The organism is Nocardia sp. NPDC004604 (assembly GCF_040609795.1).
Classification (GTDB): domain Bacteria; phylum Actinomycetota; class Actinomycetes; order Mycobacteriales; family Mycobacteriaceae; genus Nocardia.
Window position 1 is genome coordinate 1 of sequence record NZ_JBEXLC010000079.1, and the last position, 16,341, is coordinate 16,341.

The following is a 16,341-nucleotide window of genomic DNA, read 5'->3' on the forward strand; positions in this document are numbered from 1 at the left end:
ATATTAAAAAGTAGAGAGAATGTTGAGAAGTTCTCCCAAGCCCGGCCGTTCGGGCTGTCCAGGAAAGTGTGCAGGCCGTGCTCAGGAACGGCACCGTCGGCAAAACTCCTCACACAAAGAGCTCCAGGCGGCGTTCCGCATCGACGGCTGACATGGCCGGATCGTTTGATTCGACAAGCCACCGACGGTATGTCGAAGCTTGCAGCAGGCCGGGCAGCAACGTCAGCTGGAAGGACACCAGGCGGTTGCACGCCTGTGGCCAAGGCGCGGCTGGTCGAGGATGGAAAGATGGTGCCTGCCAACGTTCCCCACTTCGGGATGTGACCATGACCGACAACGAGATTCGCGATATCGAGATTCGTGTCCTGCGAGACGTCATCGATGCCGTGGACGCGCGGTTGGGTGAGCTGCAGCCCAGCGGATGCAAAATCACGGCATCCCGCAGCACCGTTCACGCGCGCGTCCGCTATGCCGTGATCGCCAGCGCCCGCGAAACCGGCCACTACGGTGCCGGAATGCTCGCCAAAGCACCACTTCTGGACGTGATCCTGACCGGTGCGGAGGGAACCGATTGGGACAAAGCGGTTTTCGCTGTCCTGATGGACCTGCCGATCCACAATTGACGATATGTGCGCGCGGGTAGAGGTAGGCTCAGATGAATGGTGCCCACCTCTCACCTGGCCGCCTTCGTCCTCGCGGCGCTGATCATTATCGTGATCCCCGGTCCGAATGTGCTTTTCGCGATCGGGCGGGCCTTGGCGCACGGCCGCCGCACGGCATTGCAGTCGGTGCTAGGTGTCACGGTGGGTGCGGCGGTGCCGTTGGTCGCGGTGGCGATGGGCCTGGGTGTGGTGCTCGCAGCATCGGCAGTTCTGCTGACGATCGTCAAGATTATCGGCGCGGGCTATCTGATCTACCTGGGCGTCATGGCGATTCGCGAACGGAAGAGTCTGCGAGCGGCACTGCATTCGGAGACCCCGGACGCCGATCCACGCCGCATGTTCCGCCAAGGCGTTGTCGTCGGCGCGACGAATCCGAAGACGATCGTCTTCTTCGCCGCCGTACTGCCCCAGTTCGCCGAACCGTCAGCGGGCCCACTGCCATTGCAGCTACTGGCCCTCGGCGCGATAGCCCTCGGCATCCAAATCCTCTCCGACGGAACCTGGGCCATGATCGCAGGCACCGCCCGAGCCTGGTTCGTGCGCTCACCCCGCCGCCTCGAATCCATCGGCACAACCGGCGGTCTGATGATCATCGGCGTCGGCGCAACCGTAGCCCTGAGCGGCACCAATTGAATTGGTCGGCACCACGACCCGAACCCGCGCCGATTCTGCAACAGCCTCGGTTGCGCGATTGTCGCGAAAGGGGTGTGCGGTCGCCCATCACAGCTCAGAGTGGGCAGGGGTAACTATGCGCGGTTGGTGGTGTTCCAGAAGCCGATCCAGAGTGCGCCCCACCAGCAGGCCTGGGAGATCAAGAGGGTGAGTGTGCCTCGCGTGATGAGGGTGCGGTCGAGGACGCCGCCTCGGGCGGCGATGCGGTCGGTGAAGGCGGATGCCTGGAGGCCGTTCAGGGTCAGGACAACGACCAGGGCCATTTTGGTTTGCGTGGTGTGGTTGGCGATATTCGGTTCCAGCAGCACACCGCTGGCGACCAGGCCGATGACGCCGAGCCAGATCGGCAGCTGCAGGCGATCGGCGACGGTCAGCATTTCCCGCAGGGGCGTGCGCCGCAGCACCCACGCGAGCGCGAAGTAGTCCACGGCGAGCACCGCGCCGAAACCGAGGACCAGCGACGCGAGATGGATGAGTAAAGCCGCGTGATGCAGTGCTGGCGCGCAATGCAATCGGGTCGACAACCAGATCGCCGTGCCGAGCGCGACGCAGGTCGCCAATGTCCGGACCGCCGAACCGCGCCGGGTCTGCCCGCCTACACCTGCCATGGCCGTCATCGGCGCTGCCTGAAATCACGGCCCCGCATTTGTCGATCCCTCACTCACACACGTCGCCTACCAGATTAAGGTTAGGCAGACCTAATGATACTGTGTCCGATTTCGGGCGAGATCGACAGGCTATCGACGCGGCGCGGCGGTGTACTCCTGTTCCGGACGCCCGGTGGTGCCGTAGCGCAGGCGCATCTGAACGCTGCCCGCGGCGACGAGGGTGGCCAGGTAGCGCTGGGCGGTGGCGCGCGAAATGCCGATGGCGGTGGCCACCTCGGCGGCCGAGACGGGTGCGGTCGCTTCGAGAATGGTATGCAGGACAAGGTCTTTGGTCGGCGACGCGATAGCAGTAGCGGGGGCGACGGGCGCCGAGGTCGGGCGCAGTGCCTGAAGGGCGGCTTCGACGCTCGTGTTATCGATCTGCGGTGCGGCCAGCGTGCGGCGGTAGCGGGCATATCCGGCCAGGCGGGCGGCGAGCATCGTGTGCGGAAAGGGTTTGACGAGGTAGGCGAGCGCACCAGCGGCGAGTGCCGCGCGGACCGTGGCGCTTTCGGTGGCCGCGGACAGCACCATCGCATCGCAGTGCAGTTCGCGTACGAAGTCGACGCCGGAACCGTCGGGCAGGTAGACATCGACAAGCGCCAAGTCGATCGCGGTGGTGGCGTTGATTTGCCGCGCGGCGGCGAGCGTATTCGCGGTGCCCCCGACCGTGAACCCCGCGATGGATTCGACGATTCCGGCATGCAGGTTGGCCACGCGGAAGTCATCATCGACGACCAGCACGGTCAGATCTGTTGCGGCCATGGCATCTCGCTGTCTACCAGTACTCCGGGGATTCGGGCGATGAATTCGGCGCCGGTCAGCGGCGGTGATCCGCTGCGCGCGCTGGCGAGGTGCACATCGCCGCCGTGCGCGCGAGCGATCTGGCGGATAAGCGCGAGGCCGACACCGCGTCCGCCCGGCACACCATGGTCCTCGCGGGTCGAGGTGCCCTCGGTGAACAGTGTGTCGATCATCTCCGGCGCGACACCGTCACCGCTGTCCGCGACCGCGATGTGCAGCGTCGAATCCTCCTGCACCAGTTCGACTTCCACCTGCTTAGTGGGGTTTTCGGCAACGCGCGCGGCCTCGATGGCATTGTCGAGCAGATTGCCGAGCACCGTGGTGACATCGACGGGTTCGGCGAGATTGCCGTCCACCCAGGTATTGGGGCCGAGTACGAGTTCGACGCCGCTCTCGCGCGAATGCGCCGCCTTCGCCGCGAGGAATGCCTGCAGATACGCATCGTGGATCGCATCGATACCGGGCGTCGCCGCGCCGAGCGGTCCGGCGCCGATCAGCTCATCGATGACGTGTGACGCCTCCTCCGTGCGTCCACTGTGCAGCAGCCCGCTGAGCAGATGCATCTTGTTGGAGAATTCGTGGCGCTGGGCGCGCAGCACGGTACTCATCGACTGCACCGCATCGAGTTGGCGGGTCAGCGCCTCGACATCGGTGCGATCGCGCACGGTGAGCACCGCGCCGAGATCGCGGCCTTCGCGGGTGACCGGACGGGCCGCGACCACCACGATATGCGAGCCGATGGTGGCCGGTGTCGGTTGTTCGTCGAGCGCACGGAAAACCTCCAGCACCCGTGGCGTCAAACCGATCTCGTCGACCGGCCGGCCGATATCGGCACCGATCCCGAGCAGCCGCCGCGCCTCGTCATTGACAAACGTTGTGCGCCAAGCGGAATCGACGGCGAGCACGCCACGGCCGATGCCGTGCAACACCGCCGCCTGACCCTGGACCAGACCGGCCAGTTCGGCGGGTTCGAGCCCGAGCGTCAACCCGCCCCAGCGTCGCGCCAGCAGCGCCGACCCGGCGATGCCGACCAGCAGCGCCGCGGCGATCAGGAACGCGGCGGTGCGCAGATCCGAGAGCAACTGCCCGCGAATGGCGGTCGTGGAGATGCCGACACTCACCGCGCCGACAATATGGTTCGAATCGAGCTGCACGACAGGAACTTTCGCGCGCACCGAGGGGCCGAGGGTGCCGCGCTCCTCGCTGATCACCTCCCGGCCCGCGAGCGCCTCGGACGGATCGGTGCTCACATGCTCGGTCAGCCGCGCCTGGTCCGGATGCGCGAGCCGGATTCCGGCATCATCGGTGATCACCACGAACAGCGCGCCGGTCCGCTCCGTCGTATCGATCGCGATCCGCTCCAACGGCCCGGCGGCGAGCTGATCGTGCTGCTCGGGCGTCACCGTGCCGGGTGCGTAATGGGCGACCTCCCCGCGTACCACCGGATCGGCCGCGATGGTCCGCGCGACGGCCAGCGCACGCTGCCCATACTGGTCATTGAGCCGCCGATCGCTGACATAGCCGAAGACCGCGAACGCGACGCCGAGTGTCAGCGTGACGATCACGATCTGGAGCAACAGCACCTGGGTGCGCAACCGGAAGGGCCTGCCCGTGCGTCGCTCGCGCTCGGCCCCGGCACCCGCGCGGCGCTGATTCGCGCGCTGCGTTCCCTCCGGCCGCCCGGTGCCTGCTCTGGCCATTTCCGCAGCATAAACCACTCGGATATCGGTGAGCAGAATGCGCACAACCTTCGAATCGGCGCTTTGCCCATCTTGTGCGCACAACCCTCGGACTGTGACCCGGCCCACGTAGGTTCGCTCTACCTGATCCGCTAGGAGCAAGAAAAATGACCGAACCACTCATCGAGCTGCGGAGCGCGACGAAGCGCTTCCCCGGCACGGGCGGCGGCATTCACACCGCCGTGCGCAACCTCGACCTCGCGGTCCAGCCGGGCGAATTCGTCGCCGTGGTCGGCCCGACCGGCTGCGGAAAGTCGACGACGCTGTCGCTGGTCTCCGGGCTGGAACCGGCTTCGGCCGGGCGGACGCTGGTGCGCGGCAAGGATGTCCACGGCATCCCGGACGGCATCGGCTACATGTTCCAGCAGGATGCGGTGCTGCCATGGAAGAGCGTGATCGATAACGTCGCCCTCGGCCCGCGCCTGCGCGGCAAGTCCAAGGCCGAATCGCGGGAGCAGGCCCGCGGTTGGGTGCGCAAGGTCGGTCTCGCCGGTTTCGAGAGCTACTACCCGCATCAGCTCTCCGGCGGCATGCGCAAGCGTGTCGCGCTGGCGCAGACGCTGGTCAATGATCCCGAGATCCTGCTCATGGATGAGCCCTTCAGCGCGCTGGACGTACAGACCAGACAGCTGATGCAGGACGAACTGCTGCGCGTCTGGGCGGGTACCGGCGCGGCCGTTATCTTCGTGACCCACGATCTGGAGGAGGCCATCGTGCTCGCCGACCGGGTCATCGTCATGACCGCGAGTCCGGCCACGGTCTGCGGCAACTTCCCGGTCTCGCTGGAGCGTCCGCGCAATGTCGAGGAGGTCCGGCTCACCAACGAATTCCGGGACATCTACAAGGAAATCTGGGAAACGCTGCGCGATCAGGTCGAGGCAGCCCGAGGCAAGGGAGCCTCCCGTGTCGCATGATGTGCTCAACGGTGTGGCCGAGTCCGCGCCCGAGGTCGAAATCGAATCCGAGGAGCAGATTCTCGCGCGCGTGCGGACCAAGGCCCGGCGCAACCGGCTGCGCACCTGGGGCCTGCGGGCCGCGCTGGTCGCGCTGTGGCTGGGTGCCTGGGAGCTGACCGCCACGGTGTGGATCGACCCGTTCTTCTACTCCAAGCCCTCGCTGATCTGGGACCGGCTGGTCGAATGGTTCACCGAGGGAACACAATTCGGCTCGATCTGGCTGCAGATGTACACCACCGTGCAGGAAGCGGTGCTCGGCTTCGTCATCGGCGCGGTGGCCGGTGTCGTGCTCGGCACGCTGCTCGGCCGCAGCAGGTACTGGGCCGAGGTGCTCGCCCCGTTCATCAAGGCGCTCAATGCTGTTCCGCGCATCGTGCTGGCGTCGCTGTTCATCATCTGGTTCGGTCTCGGGCTCAGCTCGAAGGTCGCGACGGTCGTCGTGCTGGTGTTCTTCGCGGTATTCTTCAATGCCTTCACCGGCGCGCGCGAGGTCGACGGGAATGTCATCAATAACGCCCGAATTCTCGGTGCGAGCAAGCGTCAGGTGCTGAGCTCGATCGTGCTGCCCAGTGCGACCACCTGGATCCTGTCCAGCCTGCACACCGCCTTCGGCTTCGCGCTGATCGGTGCGGTGGTCGGTGAATATGCCGGTGCCAGTAAGGGTTTGGGTCTGCTCATCAGCAATGCCCAGGGCACCTTCGATTCGGCGGGCATCTACGCGGGCATGATCATCATCACCGTCATCGCGCTGCTCGCCGAATGGGCGATCGGTGTTGCGGAGGGCCGATTGCTGAAATGGCGTCCGTCGCAGGCGACCTCGAACCACGGGATCTGATCATGCGCTACGTCAAACATCTGGCGGTCATTGTCGGGGTCATCGCGGCACTGCTGCTGGCGACCGGCTGCCGGGATTCGCGGACCATTCCGATGGCGAACGGACGGCCCCAGATCACCATTATGGTCGGTGGTCTGGAGAAGGTGATCTACCTGCCCGCCATGCTCACCCAGCGCCTCGGCTTCTTCGAGCAGAACGATATCGACGTCAAACTGCTCGGCGAGCAGTCCGGCGCGAGCGCCGAAACCGCGCTGCTGACCGGCGATGTGCAGGCTGTGGTCGGGTTCTACGACCACACCATCGACCTGCAGGCCAAGGAGCAGTGCCTGACCTCGGTGGTCCAGTTCGCCGATGTGCCCGGCGAGGTGGAGCTGGTCTCCAAGGCGGATTCCGGCAGCATCAAGTCGGTGGCGGACCTGCGTGGGAAGAATTTGGGCGTGACGTCGCTGGGTTCCTCGACCGACTTCCTCACCCAGGCGCTCACCGGGCAGGAGGGGATGTCCACCGCCGACTACACGCGCGTGAAAGTCGGTGCGGGCCAGACCTTTATCGCGGGTATGAACCACAATGGCATTGATGCCGGGATGACCACCGACCCGACGGTCGCCACCATGGTGAACTCCGGGGAGGCGAAGATCCTGGTGGATATGCGCACCGAGGAGGGCACGCGCGCCGCACTGGGCGGGCTGTACCCGGCGTCATCGCTGTACATGCGGTGCGACACCGTCGACGCGCATCCGGATATCGTGCAGAAGATCGCGACCGCGTTCGTGCAGACGATGCGGTGGATCAAGACGCACTCGCCGCAGGAGATCGCCGACAAGATGCCGCCGCAGTATGCGAGCGGGGGCAAGGATCTCTATGTCCAGTCCATCCGCGATTCGATCGGCATGTTCAACGGCACCGGTTTGATGAAACCCGAAGGCGCCCAGAATGTGCTGAACGTACTCGGCGGGTACTCGAAGAATGTGCGGCCGGTCAAGGACCGCATCGATCTGTCGAAGACCTACACGACGAAGTTCGTGGAGGAGGCGCTACGCGCGAATCAGCAGTAGCGACACCACGGAATCCCATGGCGACCGGCGAACATCCGGTCGGCCATGGGATTTCGGTCGTTATGGGGTATCCGGGGTTTCGTGAGCCTTGAATTCGGCCTTCCACTCGCGGAAGCCCTCCTCGGTTCGGCCGCGCCGCCAGTAGCCGGAGATCGAGGCCGCCCACTCCGCCGATACACCGCGATCGCGCCGGATATAGCGGCGCAGATTCCGCATGACGGCACTGGCCTCGCCGTGGATGAACACCTGCACCTGCCCGTCACGCCACGGTGCAGCCTGCACGGCCTCGGCCAGCACCGCACCGGGCTCCCGCTCGCCGCGATGCAGCCAGGTCAGCTCGACGCCGGTCGGCCTATCCAGTTTCAGTTCGTCCTCGGGCCCGGCCACCTCGACGAACGCCTGCCCGACCGCATCCGCGTGCATACCCTCCAATGCGGCAGCGATGGCGGGCAGTGCCGCCTCGTCGCCCGCCAGCAGATGCCATTCCGCATCGGCGCGCGGCGCATAGGCCCCGCCGGGTCCGAAGCAGTCGATGGTCGCACCCGGTTGCACCGAAGCGGCCCATGGTCCGGCAATGCCCTCATCGCCGTGGTAGACGAAGTCCACGGTCAGTTCGCCAGTGTCCGCATCGACCGAGCGCACGGTATAGGTGCGCAGCACGTCGATCCCGTCGCGCGGGAATATGAACTTCACATATGAATCGGTGAATTCGCTCGGCCGGAAGGCCGCGAATCCCGGTCCGCCGAAATACACCCGGATCAGATGCGGCGTCAGTCGCTCCGTGCGCTGCACCGTCAGGGTGGTGCGGGGTCGTGCCAAGGTAACCTCCACTAATTGCGAATTAGGCTTGCCTTACCAACCGTACTCGGTTCGGTTCACGCTGAGGGTTACCGCAGACGCGCGAGCCGTGGATATCACGGCCGCGCAGAACGCCGTCACCGGCGGTCCTGCACCGGGAAACCTACGATCTGCCGACCCAGCGCACCCACGTCGCCGCCTACGAAACCCGAATCGCCGCCTGCTACGCAGAACAACAGCTGTCCCATTCCCGGACCGAACGCGTCCTGGCCCGACTGGCCTGCGCCGCCAGCCTCCACGGCCGCCACCGGCTGCGGGAATCCCTGGCGAATCACGGCTTCCACCTGCACTGAAGCTCGATTCGATAGGCACGGTATCGCCATGGATCCGAACGCCGTGCGCGGCGGATTTCGGGGGGCGTGCTGGGCCGATACGGCGGCCGGTACCGTGGCCGGTTGATCGATCTCGAGCACCACCGGAAGGACTGCACCATCGATGACAGCCTCGGACCGTCAGCTACGAGCTGATGCGGCGCCCACCGACTCGGCCGGATCCGGCGAGGAGGGTTATTCCCGCGGGCTGAGCCCACGGACCATCCAGATGATCGCGATCGGCGGTGCGATCGGCACCGGCCTGTTCTACGGTGCGGGCGGTGCGATCGAACAGGCCGGGCCCGCGCTGATCCTGGCCTATCTGGTGGCGGGCCTGGCCATTTTCGTGATCATGCGCGCGCTGGGAGAGTTGCTGAGCTACCGGCCGATCTCGGGCAGTTTCGCCGAGTACGCGCACGAATTCCTGGGGCGGTTCGCGGGGTTCGTCACCGGCTGGTCCTACTGGGCGGTGTGGGTGGCCACCTGCATGGCCGAGATCACCGTGGCCGGGAAGTATGTGCAGTACTGGTTCGATATCGAACCGTGGATCACCGCGCTGGTGGTGCTGGCGGTGATGTTCGCCGCCAATCTGATCTCGGTGCGACTGTTCGGTGAGGGCGAGTTCTGGTTCTCCACCATCAAGGTCACCGCGATCGTCGCCATGATCCTGATCGGCATCGGGGTGCTGACGATCGGCTTCGGCCATGCCGCCAACCCGACGGTCACCAATCTGTGGGCCGACGGCGGCGTATTCCCGAACGGGTTCGGACAATCGCTGCTGGTGCTGCAGATCGTGCTGTTCGCGTATGTCGGTGTCGAATTGGTCGGTGTGACGGCGGGGGAGGCGCGGGAGCCGCGCAAGACCCTGCGCAAGGCGATCAACACGCTGCCGTTCCGCATCGGCCTGTTCTACGTCGGCGCGCTCGTGGTGATCATGTCGGTCGCCAGCTGGCGCAACTTCCACGCGGGCAAGAGCCCGTTCGTGGAGGTGTTCCAGCAGATCGGCATTCCGGGCGCCGCGGGCATCATCAACTTCGTGCTGCTCACTGCCGCGCTGTCGTCGTGCAATTCGGGTATCTACTCCACCGGACGGATGCTGCGCACCCTGTCACTGCACGGGGAGGCGCCCGCGCGGCTCAACAAGCTCAGTTCGCGTGCCGTGCCGTATGTCGGCATTACCGCCTCGGCGGCCGCGATGGTCATCGGCGTGATCGTCAATGTGATCTCGCCGGACAAGGCGTTCAACTACATCACCTCGGTCTCCACCATCGGCATCATCTTCGTCTGGGGCGTGATCCTGGTGTGCCACTTGATCTATCGCGCCAAGGTCGGCCGCGGTGAACTGCCTGCCAGCGACTATCGTCTGCCCGGCGCGCCGATCACCACGTGGCTCGCGCTGGCCTTCCTGGGATTGGTTGTGGTACTGCTGTTCTGGACCGAGAGTGGGCGCACCGCGATTATTGTCGGTGCGGTCTGGGGTGTGCTGGTCTGCGGCGGCTACGTGGTGATGACCAAACTGGGCAAAGGACGGGATATCACCGCACCTGTGGCCTAGCACCCAACACATAGTGGTTGAGGAGGCGCATGGTCACCATCATCGGCGGCGGTATCGCGGGTACGGCATTGGCCGGAGCCCTTGCGCGCGAGGGACTTCCGGTCACTGTGTACGAGAGACGATCCGCGGTCGGTGCCGGTGCGTTTCTCACCCTCGACCGGCGGGCGCACGAGGCGTTGGGCGAGCTCGGTGTGGATCTCGGGGAGCTGTCTGCCGCCTCGCAGGAGGTGCGCGCGCTCGGTGTGCACGATGTCGGCGGGTATCGCGCGCTACCCGGCGACGGTAGGCGGCTCTACTTCCGCCCGGATCTGATGCGCGTGCTCACCGACTTCGCCAACGGTACGGCGGCGCGGTTCCATTACGACCGGCCATTGACCGACCTGGATAGCGAAAGTGGAACGCTATGGGTCGCAGGCGAATCGGTGACACCGGACGGGCCGGTGATCGCGGCGGACGGTATCGATTCACTCGTTCGTGCCCGCCTCGAACCCGATCGGCCCGCGGTCTATGCGAGTCAGGTGGTCATCTACGGCGTCACCACAGCCGCTATCACCCTGCCTACCGAACAGTCGGTATTGCACTTCCATCGCAACGGCAACGCGCGGCCCACCGATGCATTCGGCCATCAGTGGAGCGATGAGACGGCGGTGTGGTTTGCTCGGATTCGACGTCCGCCGATCCCCGTGGCGGACACCGGCTTTCACCCGGTCGAGGGATGGGCCGACCAGATCCACGCTGCGCTCCCGGCCATTCCAGGTCTGATCGATGCGCTGCTCGCGGTCACCGACACCGTGCACGTTACGAACGCGCGCAATGTGCCGCTCACCCATCCCCTCCCGCCTCGCGACGATGTAGTCCTGTGTGGTGACGCCGATCACGCGATCACACCCGCCGCGGGTGTCGGCGCCCGCGATGCCATTGAGGACGCTGCCGCACTCTACCGGGCACTCGTCGCGGGTACCTCGATAGCCGAGGTCATGACCACCCGCCGCCGTGACATTCTCGCCGAACGTGCGGAAGTAGCCGAAGCCTTCCGGCGGGGACGTTTCTGAATACGCGTGCGAGATTGCATGTTGACGAACTAGCTTCGCTGTCTTCGCAGTTCAGAGCTGATTTCCGTCAGTCGGGCCATGGGTTCGACTCCACCACCTCCCGCTCCGCCCGGCGGGATTCCGGCATCTGCGCGCCCGCACGGAGCCGCAGCAACTGCCCCGCCCATATACATCGCCGCGCTACCCACTCCGACTGCTCGCCGAGCGTAGTCGTACGGCGTCGAATACGGCCTGGGCGACCACCATTCGACTACCTTCGATAAACCCCCGCCCCAGGGCTGGATAGGAGCTATGTGGATGCGGAACTGGCGCGGACCATTGGAGCGGCTGGGTAGTATGCCGATTGGGCGGAAGCTCGGTCCAGTCGGGTCGAGAGTCCGTGCGACACTTGCCCGATGGCCTTGAATCGAGATGCGGATGCCAGCAGGCTGGCCGCGGAATCACTCGCCGAGGATGACCCGACCGGCTGGTTCGAGCGGCTCTATGCGGAAGCGGCCAGCGGGGACGCCATCGTGCCATGGGATCGGGATCAGCCGAATCCGATATTGGTCGAGTGGGCCGCGCGGCGCGAATTGGACGGTGTCGGGCGGGCATTGGTGATCGGCTGCGGGTACGGCCAGGATGCGGAGTACATCGCGAGGCTCGGCTACGCGACCACCGCCTTCGATATCTCGCCCACCGCGATCGGCGAAGTGCGCCAAAGGTTTCCGGAGTCGCCGGTGACGTATGTGGTCGCCGATCTGCTGGATCCGCCTCCGATCTGGCAGGGTGCGTTCGATCTGGTGGTCGAGGCGATAACGGTGCAGTCGATGCCGGTGTCGGTGCGCGACATCGCGATTGCCAATATCCGGCGGGCCGTGGCACCGGGTGGACAGCTGATCGTGATCTCCGGATTCCGGCCGGAGGGCGCGGAAGTGAGCGGGCCACCGTGGCCGCTGACGCCGTCGGAGATCGATTCCTTTGGCGCCGAAGGACTTCGGGCGGCGGCTATCGAGCTCGATCCGCAGACGCAGCGGTGGCAGGCCGAGTTTCGCCGAACAGAGCGGTGATCTCGGCCGCGGCGCGTTCGCCCGAACGAATGGCCCCGTCCATATAGCCCATCCAGATCGTCGCGGTTTCGGCTCCGGCCCAATGGATTCGGCCGACCGGCGTACGCAGGGCGGGGCCGTATTCGGTCCAGGTGTTGGGCGGTGCGAAGGCCCCGTAGCAGCCGCGGGTCCACTCGTCGGCGGACCAGTCCTTCTCGATGTAGTCGATGGGTGTGGCCGCATCCGGGCCGAAAAACCTTGTCAGGCTCGAGACCACGATATCGCGCCGCTCGGCGAGCGGGTAGCGGCCGAGCCGTCGGGCATCGCCACCTTCCAAGAAGGCTAGCAGCACACCGGGATTCCCGTCCGGCGGCGAATTGTCGAAGGTGACCTTCACCGGCCCGGTGGCGGCGGTGACCTGACCGGACAAGCCATTCGCACGCCAGAAGGGGGTGTCGTAGACGGCCATGGTCTTGATGACCGAACCGTTCGGCATGCGCTGGGTGAGTTGGTCGCGGTCGGCGGGCAGTGCGGGCGAGTAGACGAGCCGACCTGCCAATGCCGGACTCATCGCCACAATGACCCGGCGGGCCAGGATCCGAGTGTCATCGCCGTGCACGATGACCGAGCCATTGGTCTGCCCGATCGCGCGGACCGGCGTATTCAGCAGCACCCGCTCATCCAGCTGCTCGGCCAGTGCCAGCGCGATCCGCTGCGAGCCGCCGACGATCCGGGTCTGCTGTGCACCACCATCGGTTTCGATCATCGGATCCACACCGCCACCGGCATTGAGGTAGGCCAGCAGATGCAGCAGCGACACATCGGCCGGATCGGCCGCCCATACCGCCTTGCAGACCATCGTGATGGCCCGCCGCGCGACATCGGAACGCAGGTTGCGGCGCATCCACGATTCGACGGTCTCGGCATCCCACTGCCCGGCCCGCGCCGCCGACCACGGTGCGTCGGCGGGCACCGCCCGTGACATCCGATCCAACCGCCGCAGTCCGATGAACGCCTCGAGCAGCGCCGGAGAGGCGATCAGCGGTATCCGACCGCGGTAGCGCCGCAGCTTGCCGCGATGCTCGAACAAATGCCGACCGTCGGTATAGGTGGGGAAGGTCTGCAGCCCCAATTCGTCGATCAGCGCGAGCACCCGATGCTGTCCGGGACCGACCCACTGCCCACCGACCTCGACGATCTTGCCATCGCCGAGCGGATGGTTCAGTGTGCGGCCACCGACCCGGTCACGCGCCTCGACGACCACCACCTCGAGGCGATCTCGATGCAACTTCCTGGCCGCCGCCAACCCGGCCAGGCCAGCGCCGATCACCGCGACATCGACCGTGCGTTCGAGACCCATGGCGACCACCCGATCCACCCGTGACCGAGGACTCGGTCGTGTGATCCGACGTTATGACCGGCGCACCACGCCGTCAATGGCCCGGACGCCACGCCCCGATGACTGGTTTCTTGCATTGCGACGCGAATCGTCCCACTGTGATCATGACCGCGAATGCGATACCCCTACGGAGGTAACGATGACAGAGCAGACGCTTGCGGAATTGATACCCGGTGACCTACCCCCGGGTATCGCTGCCCTTGACCCGCAGGTCCAAGCCGAACTCGCCCAGGTGATCGAGGACGCGCGCTGGCGCCAAGCCGGTGAACTCAGGGACGCGGCCCGCGGAATGCTGGACGTGCTGCCGCGCCTGCTGCGCGGCGTGGTGAAGAAGGCGGCCGGACTGTGACGGATCCGAGGCATTCCGCCCCATTGCTGAAACTCGCACGGACACTTGGTGTTCCGGTCGAACAACTTGCCGATCTCGCCGAGGTGCCCGATCAGGACCTGCGGGAATTCCGTCGCCAGGTCACCGATCTGTTCCTCGAGGGGCAGGTGGACGGATTGCATCGGGTTGCCCAGGCGGCCAAGGTGATTCCGACCCCGATCACCGCGAAGATGGTGGCACGCAGCCGCGGTGCGCTGCTCGCGGCCCGAATGTCGGGTGTGCTCGATCCCGCGCACGCGGCCGATGTCGCCAAGCGGCTGCCGGTCGACTTCCTCGCCGATATCGCCGCACAGCTCGATCCACGCCATTCGGCGGGCATTATCGGTGGCCTACCCGAGAAGACTACTGTCGCGATCGGCAAGGAGCTTGCCGCACGCCAGGATTGGATCACTCTCGGCGAGCTCATGGCCTCGATCCCGGATGCGGCGGTCCGGGCCACCGAGGCGGCCATCGACGGCGACGCACTGGTCCGCGCGGCCTTTCTCGTCGATGACGTTGCGCAGCTCGAACGCGTCGTCAACCTGACCTCCCGGGACAAACTGACCGAAATGCTACGGGCGGCAGCCGACCTTGACCTGTGGTCGGAGTTCCGCAGCACGCTGCGGGCTCTCTCCGATACCTCGATCGAGGCCATTCGCGCCGCCGCCGAAGAACTGCCCGCCGAACAGCGCGAGCGGGCATTGGCCGAAATCGCTGATCGCCATTCCGCTTCGTAGTGGCGCCGCTTACGCACCGGATGTCGGGCGCGTCAACATCACTGGGATCGAGTTCCTCCCGGCAGATCAAGCGGCATTCGCGCCCCGTCGCGGCATCATCGCGGACGCGACCACCATGACCAACGCCATCGCGGCGACCGCGAGGAAAACCAGATGCACCGCCGAGGACAGCAGTGCCGGAGCCGGATGGTCGGTGTCGCCGACGCGCGAATTCACGATCGCGCCGAATACCGCGACACCGACCGCACTACCCAATGACCGGGCGAACATATTCGCCGAGGTGACCACGCCGCGCTCGGACCACTCCGCGGTGGTCTGCGCCGCGATCAGCGTGGGTGTGGAGACCAGACCCATGCCGCTGCCGATTACGAAACAGGATGCGGCGATCTGGATCAGCGTGGAGTTCTCATCGATGAGCAGCGTGCTCGCGGCGCCAAAGGTGGCGAGCGTGCTGCCGATCAGCGCGGTCGCGCGAAATCCGATGCGCAGGTATACCTTTCCGGCCTGCGAGGCGGCCAGCGGCCACCCGAGGGTGAGCGCGCCGACGGTCAGACCCGCGATCAGTGCCCCGGTGCCGAGCACACCCTGGGTGAAAGTCGGGACATACGAGGTCAATCCGAGCAGAATCGCACCGACGAGCACCGAGACCAGACTGCTGGCGATAATGACCCGCTGCGTGAAAACCCACAGCGGCAGAATCGGATTCGCGGCACGCCGCTCTACCAGCGCGAACAGCATCAGCACCAGCGCGCCGCTGCCGAAGATGGCGAGACTGGTCGGCGACGACCAAGCCCACGCATGCCCGCCCTCGAGCAAGCCGAGTATCAGCGCTCCCGCGCCGACGGTCAGCAGCGCCGCGCCGAGATAGTCGATGCGCTGTTCGCGCCGCGACGTGGTTTCGTGGAAGCTGCGCACCAGCATCCAACCGGCCAGCGCGGCCAGCGGAATATTGATCAAGAAGATCCACCGCCAGCTGACGTATTCGGCGAACACCCCGCCGAGCAGTGGCCCGACCACCGCTGAAATCGCCCACACGCTGGCCAGATAGCCCTGCACCCTGGCACGCTCGGTCAGCGTGTACAGATCGGCCGCGATGGTCATCGTCATCGGCGTGATGGCGCCCGCGCCGATACCCTGTACGGCGCGGAAGATGATGAGCCCCAACATGCTCGTCGCCACACCGCACAGCAGTGAACCGAGCGCGAAGACCGCGATCCCGAACAGGATCACCGGCTTACGTCCGACGGTATCGGCAACCTTGCCGTACACCGGGACGGTAACCGCCTGTGTCAGTAGGTAGATCGAGAACAGCCACGGGAATTGCGCGAAACCGCCGAGATTGTCGGTGATGGTCAGCACCGCCGTGGCGATGATCGTGGAATCCAGCGCGACCAGTCCCGTCGCGAGCATCAGCGAACCAAGGATGGCGCCCCGATCCGATCGCAAACCGATAGCCGATTCCACTGCCTCGGTCGCCACCGGTGCACCCCTCTCGTTCGCTTCACTAACCACCTCGAAGCAACGTATCCCGGGCACAGCTATTCCCGCACGGAAATATTTTTGGCTGCGCCGGGCCGGGTGGTCGTGCGGGCGCGGCGAATCTGGGGCTGCCAGAGTGGCCGTTCGTGCTGATGCCACCGCGGGGTGCGGGCGTAGCCGAGGCC

Annotated in this window: 18 protein-coding genes; 10 read left to right on the forward strand and 8 right to left on the reverse strand. The window is 65.8% G+C overall.

Annotation, left to right across the window (positions count from 1 at the left end; all coding sequences use genetic code 11):
- Window positions 1-109 precede the first annotated feature (109 nt).
- Window positions 110-379 (reverse strand): Scr1 family TA system antitoxin-like transcriptional regulator, encoded by a 270-nt coding sequence (locus ABZW16_RS26250; RefSeq protein ID WP_354958702.1) that lies wholly within the window; start codon window positions 377-379, stop codon window positions 110-112.
- Here ABZW16_RS26250 and ABZW16_RS26255 point away from each other — a divergent pair.
- Both ABZW16_RS26255 and ABZW16_RS26260 read left to right on the forward strand, forming a co-directional pair.
- Window positions 327-623, forward strand: a complete 297-nt coding sequence (locus ABZW16_RS26255; protein WP_354958739.1) for a hypothetical protein — start codon at window positions 327-329, stop codon at window positions 621-623. The genes ABZW16_RS26250 and ABZW16_RS26255 overlap by 53 nt on opposite strands.
- Before the next feature lie 36 nt (window positions 624-659).
- The gene (locus ABZW16_RS26260; RefSeq protein ID WP_354958703.1) at window positions 660-1,295 is read left to right on the forward strand and encodes a LysE family translocator; all 636 of its coding nucleotides are present in this window, start codon (window positions 660-662) and stop codon (window positions 1,293-1,295) included.
- 113 nt (window positions 1,296-1,408) lie between these two features.
- Here the strand turns inward: ABZW16_RS26260 and ABZW16_RS26265 are convergent, their stop codons facing one another.
- From ABZW16_RS26265 to ABZW16_RS26275, 3 genes are all read right to left on the reverse strand, one after another.
- Window positions 1,409-1,951 carry a hypothetical protein gene (locus tag ABZW16_RS26265; RefSeq protein WP_354958704.1) on the reverse strand — a complete coding sequence of 181 codons (543 nt, stop codon included), beginning with the start codon at window positions 1,949-1,951 and terminating at the stop codon, window positions 1,409-1,411.
- A 120-nt stretch (window positions 1,952-2,071) separates the two neighbouring features.
- Complete coding sequence (locus ABZW16_RS26270; RefSeq protein ID WP_354958705.1) at window positions 2,072-2,746, reverse strand: response regulator; 675 nt, start codon at window positions 2,744-2,746, stop codon at window positions 2,072-2,074.
- Window positions 2,728-4,485, reverse strand: a complete 1,758-nt coding sequence (locus ABZW16_RS26275; RefSeq protein ID WP_354958706.1) for a sensor histidine kinase — start codon at window positions 4,483-4,485, stop codon at window positions 2,728-2,730. Before ABZW16_RS26275 ends, ABZW16_RS26270 begins: the two co-directional genes overlap by 19 nt.
- A gap of 146 nt (window positions 4,486-4,631) precedes the next feature.
- Between ABZW16_RS26275 and ABZW16_RS26280 the strand changes: the two genes are divergently transcribed.
- Genes ABZW16_RS26280 through ABZW16_RS26290 form a run of 3 tightly spaced genes read left to right on the forward strand, consistent with a single transcriptional unit; the run spans window position 4,632 to window position 7,370 of the window.
- The gene (locus tag ABZW16_RS26280) at window positions 4,632-5,438 is read left to right on the forward strand and encodes an ABC transporter ATP-binding protein (protein ID WP_354958707.1); all 807 of its coding nucleotides are present in this window, start codon (window positions 4,632-4,634) and stop codon (window positions 5,436-5,438) included.
- Entirely contained in the window at window positions 5,428-6,315 is an 888-nt protein-coding gene (locus tag ABZW16_RS26285) for an ABC transporter permease (protein ID WP_354958708.1), read from the forward strand. The genes ABZW16_RS26280 and ABZW16_RS26285 overlap by 11 nt, the downstream gene beginning before the upstream one ends.
- Window positions 6,276-7,370: an ABC transporter substrate-binding protein gene (locus ABZW16_RS26290; RefSeq protein WP_354958710.1), complete on the forward strand. Its 1,095-nt coding sequence runs from the start codon at window positions 6,276-6,278 to the stop codon at window positions 7,368-7,370. The genes ABZW16_RS26285 and ABZW16_RS26290 overlap by 40 nt, the downstream gene beginning before the upstream one ends.
- Before the next feature lie 60 nt (window positions 7,371-7,430).
- Here ABZW16_RS26290 and ABZW16_RS26295 read toward each other — a convergent pair whose 3' ends face one another.
- Together ABZW16_RS26295 and ABZW16_RS26300 are read right to left on the reverse strand one after the other, a co-directional pair.
- Entirely contained in the window at window positions 7,431-8,189 is a 759-nt protein-coding gene (locus tag ABZW16_RS26295; RefSeq protein WP_354958711.1) for a siderophore-interacting protein, read from the reverse strand.
- A gap of 116 nt (window positions 8,190-8,305) precedes the next feature.
- Window positions 8,306-8,503, reverse strand: coding sequence for a hypothetical protein (locus ABZW16_RS26300; protein ID WP_354958712.1), 198 nt, complete (start codon window positions 8,501-8,503; stop codon window positions 8,306-8,308).
- Window positions 8,504-8,663: 160 nt separating this feature from the next.
- Here ABZW16_RS26300 and ABZW16_RS26305 point away from each other — a divergent pair, with 160 nt between their 5' ends.
- The 3 genes from ABZW16_RS26305 to ABZW16_RS26315 all read left to right on the forward strand — a co-directional run bounded on the left by ABZW16_RS26305 (window position 8,664) and on the right by ABZW16_RS26315 (window position 12,195).
- Entirely contained in the window at window positions 8,664-10,094 is a 1,431-nt protein-coding gene (locus ABZW16_RS26305) for an amino acid permease (RefSeq protein ID WP_354958713.1), read from the forward strand.
- Window positions 10,095-10,123: 29 nt separating this feature from the next.
- Window positions 10,124-11,146 (forward strand): FAD-dependent monooxygenase, encoded by a 1,023-nt coding sequence (locus ABZW16_RS26310; RefSeq protein ID WP_354958714.1) that lies wholly within the window; start codon window positions 10,124-10,126, stop codon window positions 11,144-11,146.
- Between the two features lie 395 nt (window positions 11,147-11,541).
- Complete coding sequence (locus ABZW16_RS26315; RefSeq protein WP_354958715.1) at window positions 11,542-12,195, forward strand: class I SAM-dependent methyltransferase; 654 nt, start codon at window positions 11,542-11,544, stop codon at window positions 12,193-12,195.
- On the opposite strand, the gene ABZW16_RS26320 is transcribed toward ABZW16_RS26315, so the two are convergent.
- Window positions 12,134-13,534, reverse strand: coding sequence for an FAD-dependent oxidoreductase (locus ABZW16_RS26320; RefSeq protein ID WP_354958716.1), 1,401 nt, complete (start codon window positions 13,532-13,534; stop codon window positions 12,134-12,136). The genes ABZW16_RS26315 and ABZW16_RS26320 overlap by 62 nt on opposite strands.
- 178 nt (window positions 13,535-13,712) lie before the next feature.
- Between ABZW16_RS26320 and ABZW16_RS26325 the strand changes: the two genes are divergently transcribed.
- Both ABZW16_RS26325 and ABZW16_RS26330 read left to right on the forward strand, forming a co-directional pair.
- Window positions 13,713-13,922: a hypothetical protein gene (locus ABZW16_RS26325; protein ID WP_354958717.1), complete on the forward strand. Its 210-nt coding sequence runs from the start codon at window positions 13,713-13,715 to the stop codon at window positions 13,920-13,922.
- Window positions 13,919-14,677: a hypothetical protein gene (locus tag ABZW16_RS26330; protein WP_354958718.1), complete on the forward strand. Its 759-nt coding sequence runs from the start codon at window positions 13,919-13,921 to the stop codon at window positions 14,675-14,677. Before ABZW16_RS26325 ends, ABZW16_RS26330 begins: the two co-directional genes overlap by 4 nt.
- A 66-nt stretch (window positions 14,678-14,743) precedes the next feature.
- Here the strand turns inward: ABZW16_RS26330 and ABZW16_RS26335 are convergent, their stop codons facing one another.
- Complete coding sequence (locus tag ABZW16_RS26335) at window positions 14,744-16,156, reverse strand: MDR family MFS transporter (protein WP_354958719.1); 1,413 nt, start codon at window positions 16,154-16,156, stop codon at window positions 14,744-14,746.
- Window positions 16,157-16,341: the final 185 nt, after the last annotated feature.

What these genes read in the sequence shown, in the direction of transcription:
- ABZW16_RS26255 (WP_354958739.1), top strand. Translation starts at nt 327, where the DNA reads ATGACCGACAACGAGATTCGCGATATCGAGATTCGTGTCCTGCGAGAC.
- ABZW16_RS26250 (WP_354958702.1), bottom strand. Translation starts at nt 379, where the DNA reads ATGACGTCTCGCAGGACACGAATCTCGATATCGCGAATCTCGTTGTCG.
- ABZW16_RS26260 (WP_354958703.1), top strand. Translation starts at nt 660, where the DNA reads ATGGTGCCCACCTCTCACCTGGCCGCCTTCGTCCTCGCGGCGCTGATC.
- ABZW16_RS26265 (WP_354958704.1), bottom strand. Translation starts at nt 1,951, where the DNA reads ATGACGGCCATGGCAGGTGTAGGCGGGCAGACCCGGCGCGGTTCGGCG.
- ABZW16_RS26270 (WP_354958705.1), bottom strand. Translation starts at nt 2,746, where the DNA reads ATGGCCGCAACAGATCTGACCGTGCTGGTCGTCGATGATGACTTCCGC.
- ABZW16_RS26275 (WP_354958706.1), bottom strand. Translation starts at nt 4,485, where the DNA reads ATGGCCAGAGCAGGCACCGGGCGGCCGGAGGGAACGCAGCGCGCGAAT.
- ABZW16_RS26280 (WP_354958707.1), top strand. Translation starts at nt 4,632, where the DNA reads ATGACCGAACCACTCATCGAGCTGCGGAGCGCGACGAAGCGCTTCCCC.
- ABZW16_RS26290 (WP_354958710.1), top strand. Translation starts at nt 6,276, where the DNA reads ATGGCGTCCGTCGCAGGCGACCTCGAACCACGGGATCTGATCATGCGC.
- ABZW16_RS26305 (WP_354958713.1), top strand. Translation starts at nt 8,664, where the DNA reads ATGACAGCCTCGGACCGTCAGCTACGAGCTGATGCGGCGCCCACCGAC.
- ABZW16_RS26310 (WP_354958714.1), top strand. Translation starts at nt 10,124, where the DNA reads ATGGTCACCATCATCGGCGGCGGTATCGCGGGTACGGCATTGGCCGGA.
- ABZW16_RS26315 (WP_354958715.1), top strand. Translation starts at nt 11,542, where the DNA reads ATGGCCTTGAATCGAGATGCGGATGCCAGCAGGCTGGCCGCGGAATCA.
- ABZW16_RS26320 (WP_354958716.1), bottom strand. Translation starts at nt 13,534, where the DNA reads ATGGGTCTCGAACGCACGGTCGATGTCGCGGTGATCGGCGCTGGCCTG.
- ABZW16_RS26325 (WP_354958717.1), top strand. Translation starts at nt 13,713, where the DNA reads ATGACAGAGCAGACGCTTGCGGAATTGATACCCGGTGACCTACCCCCG.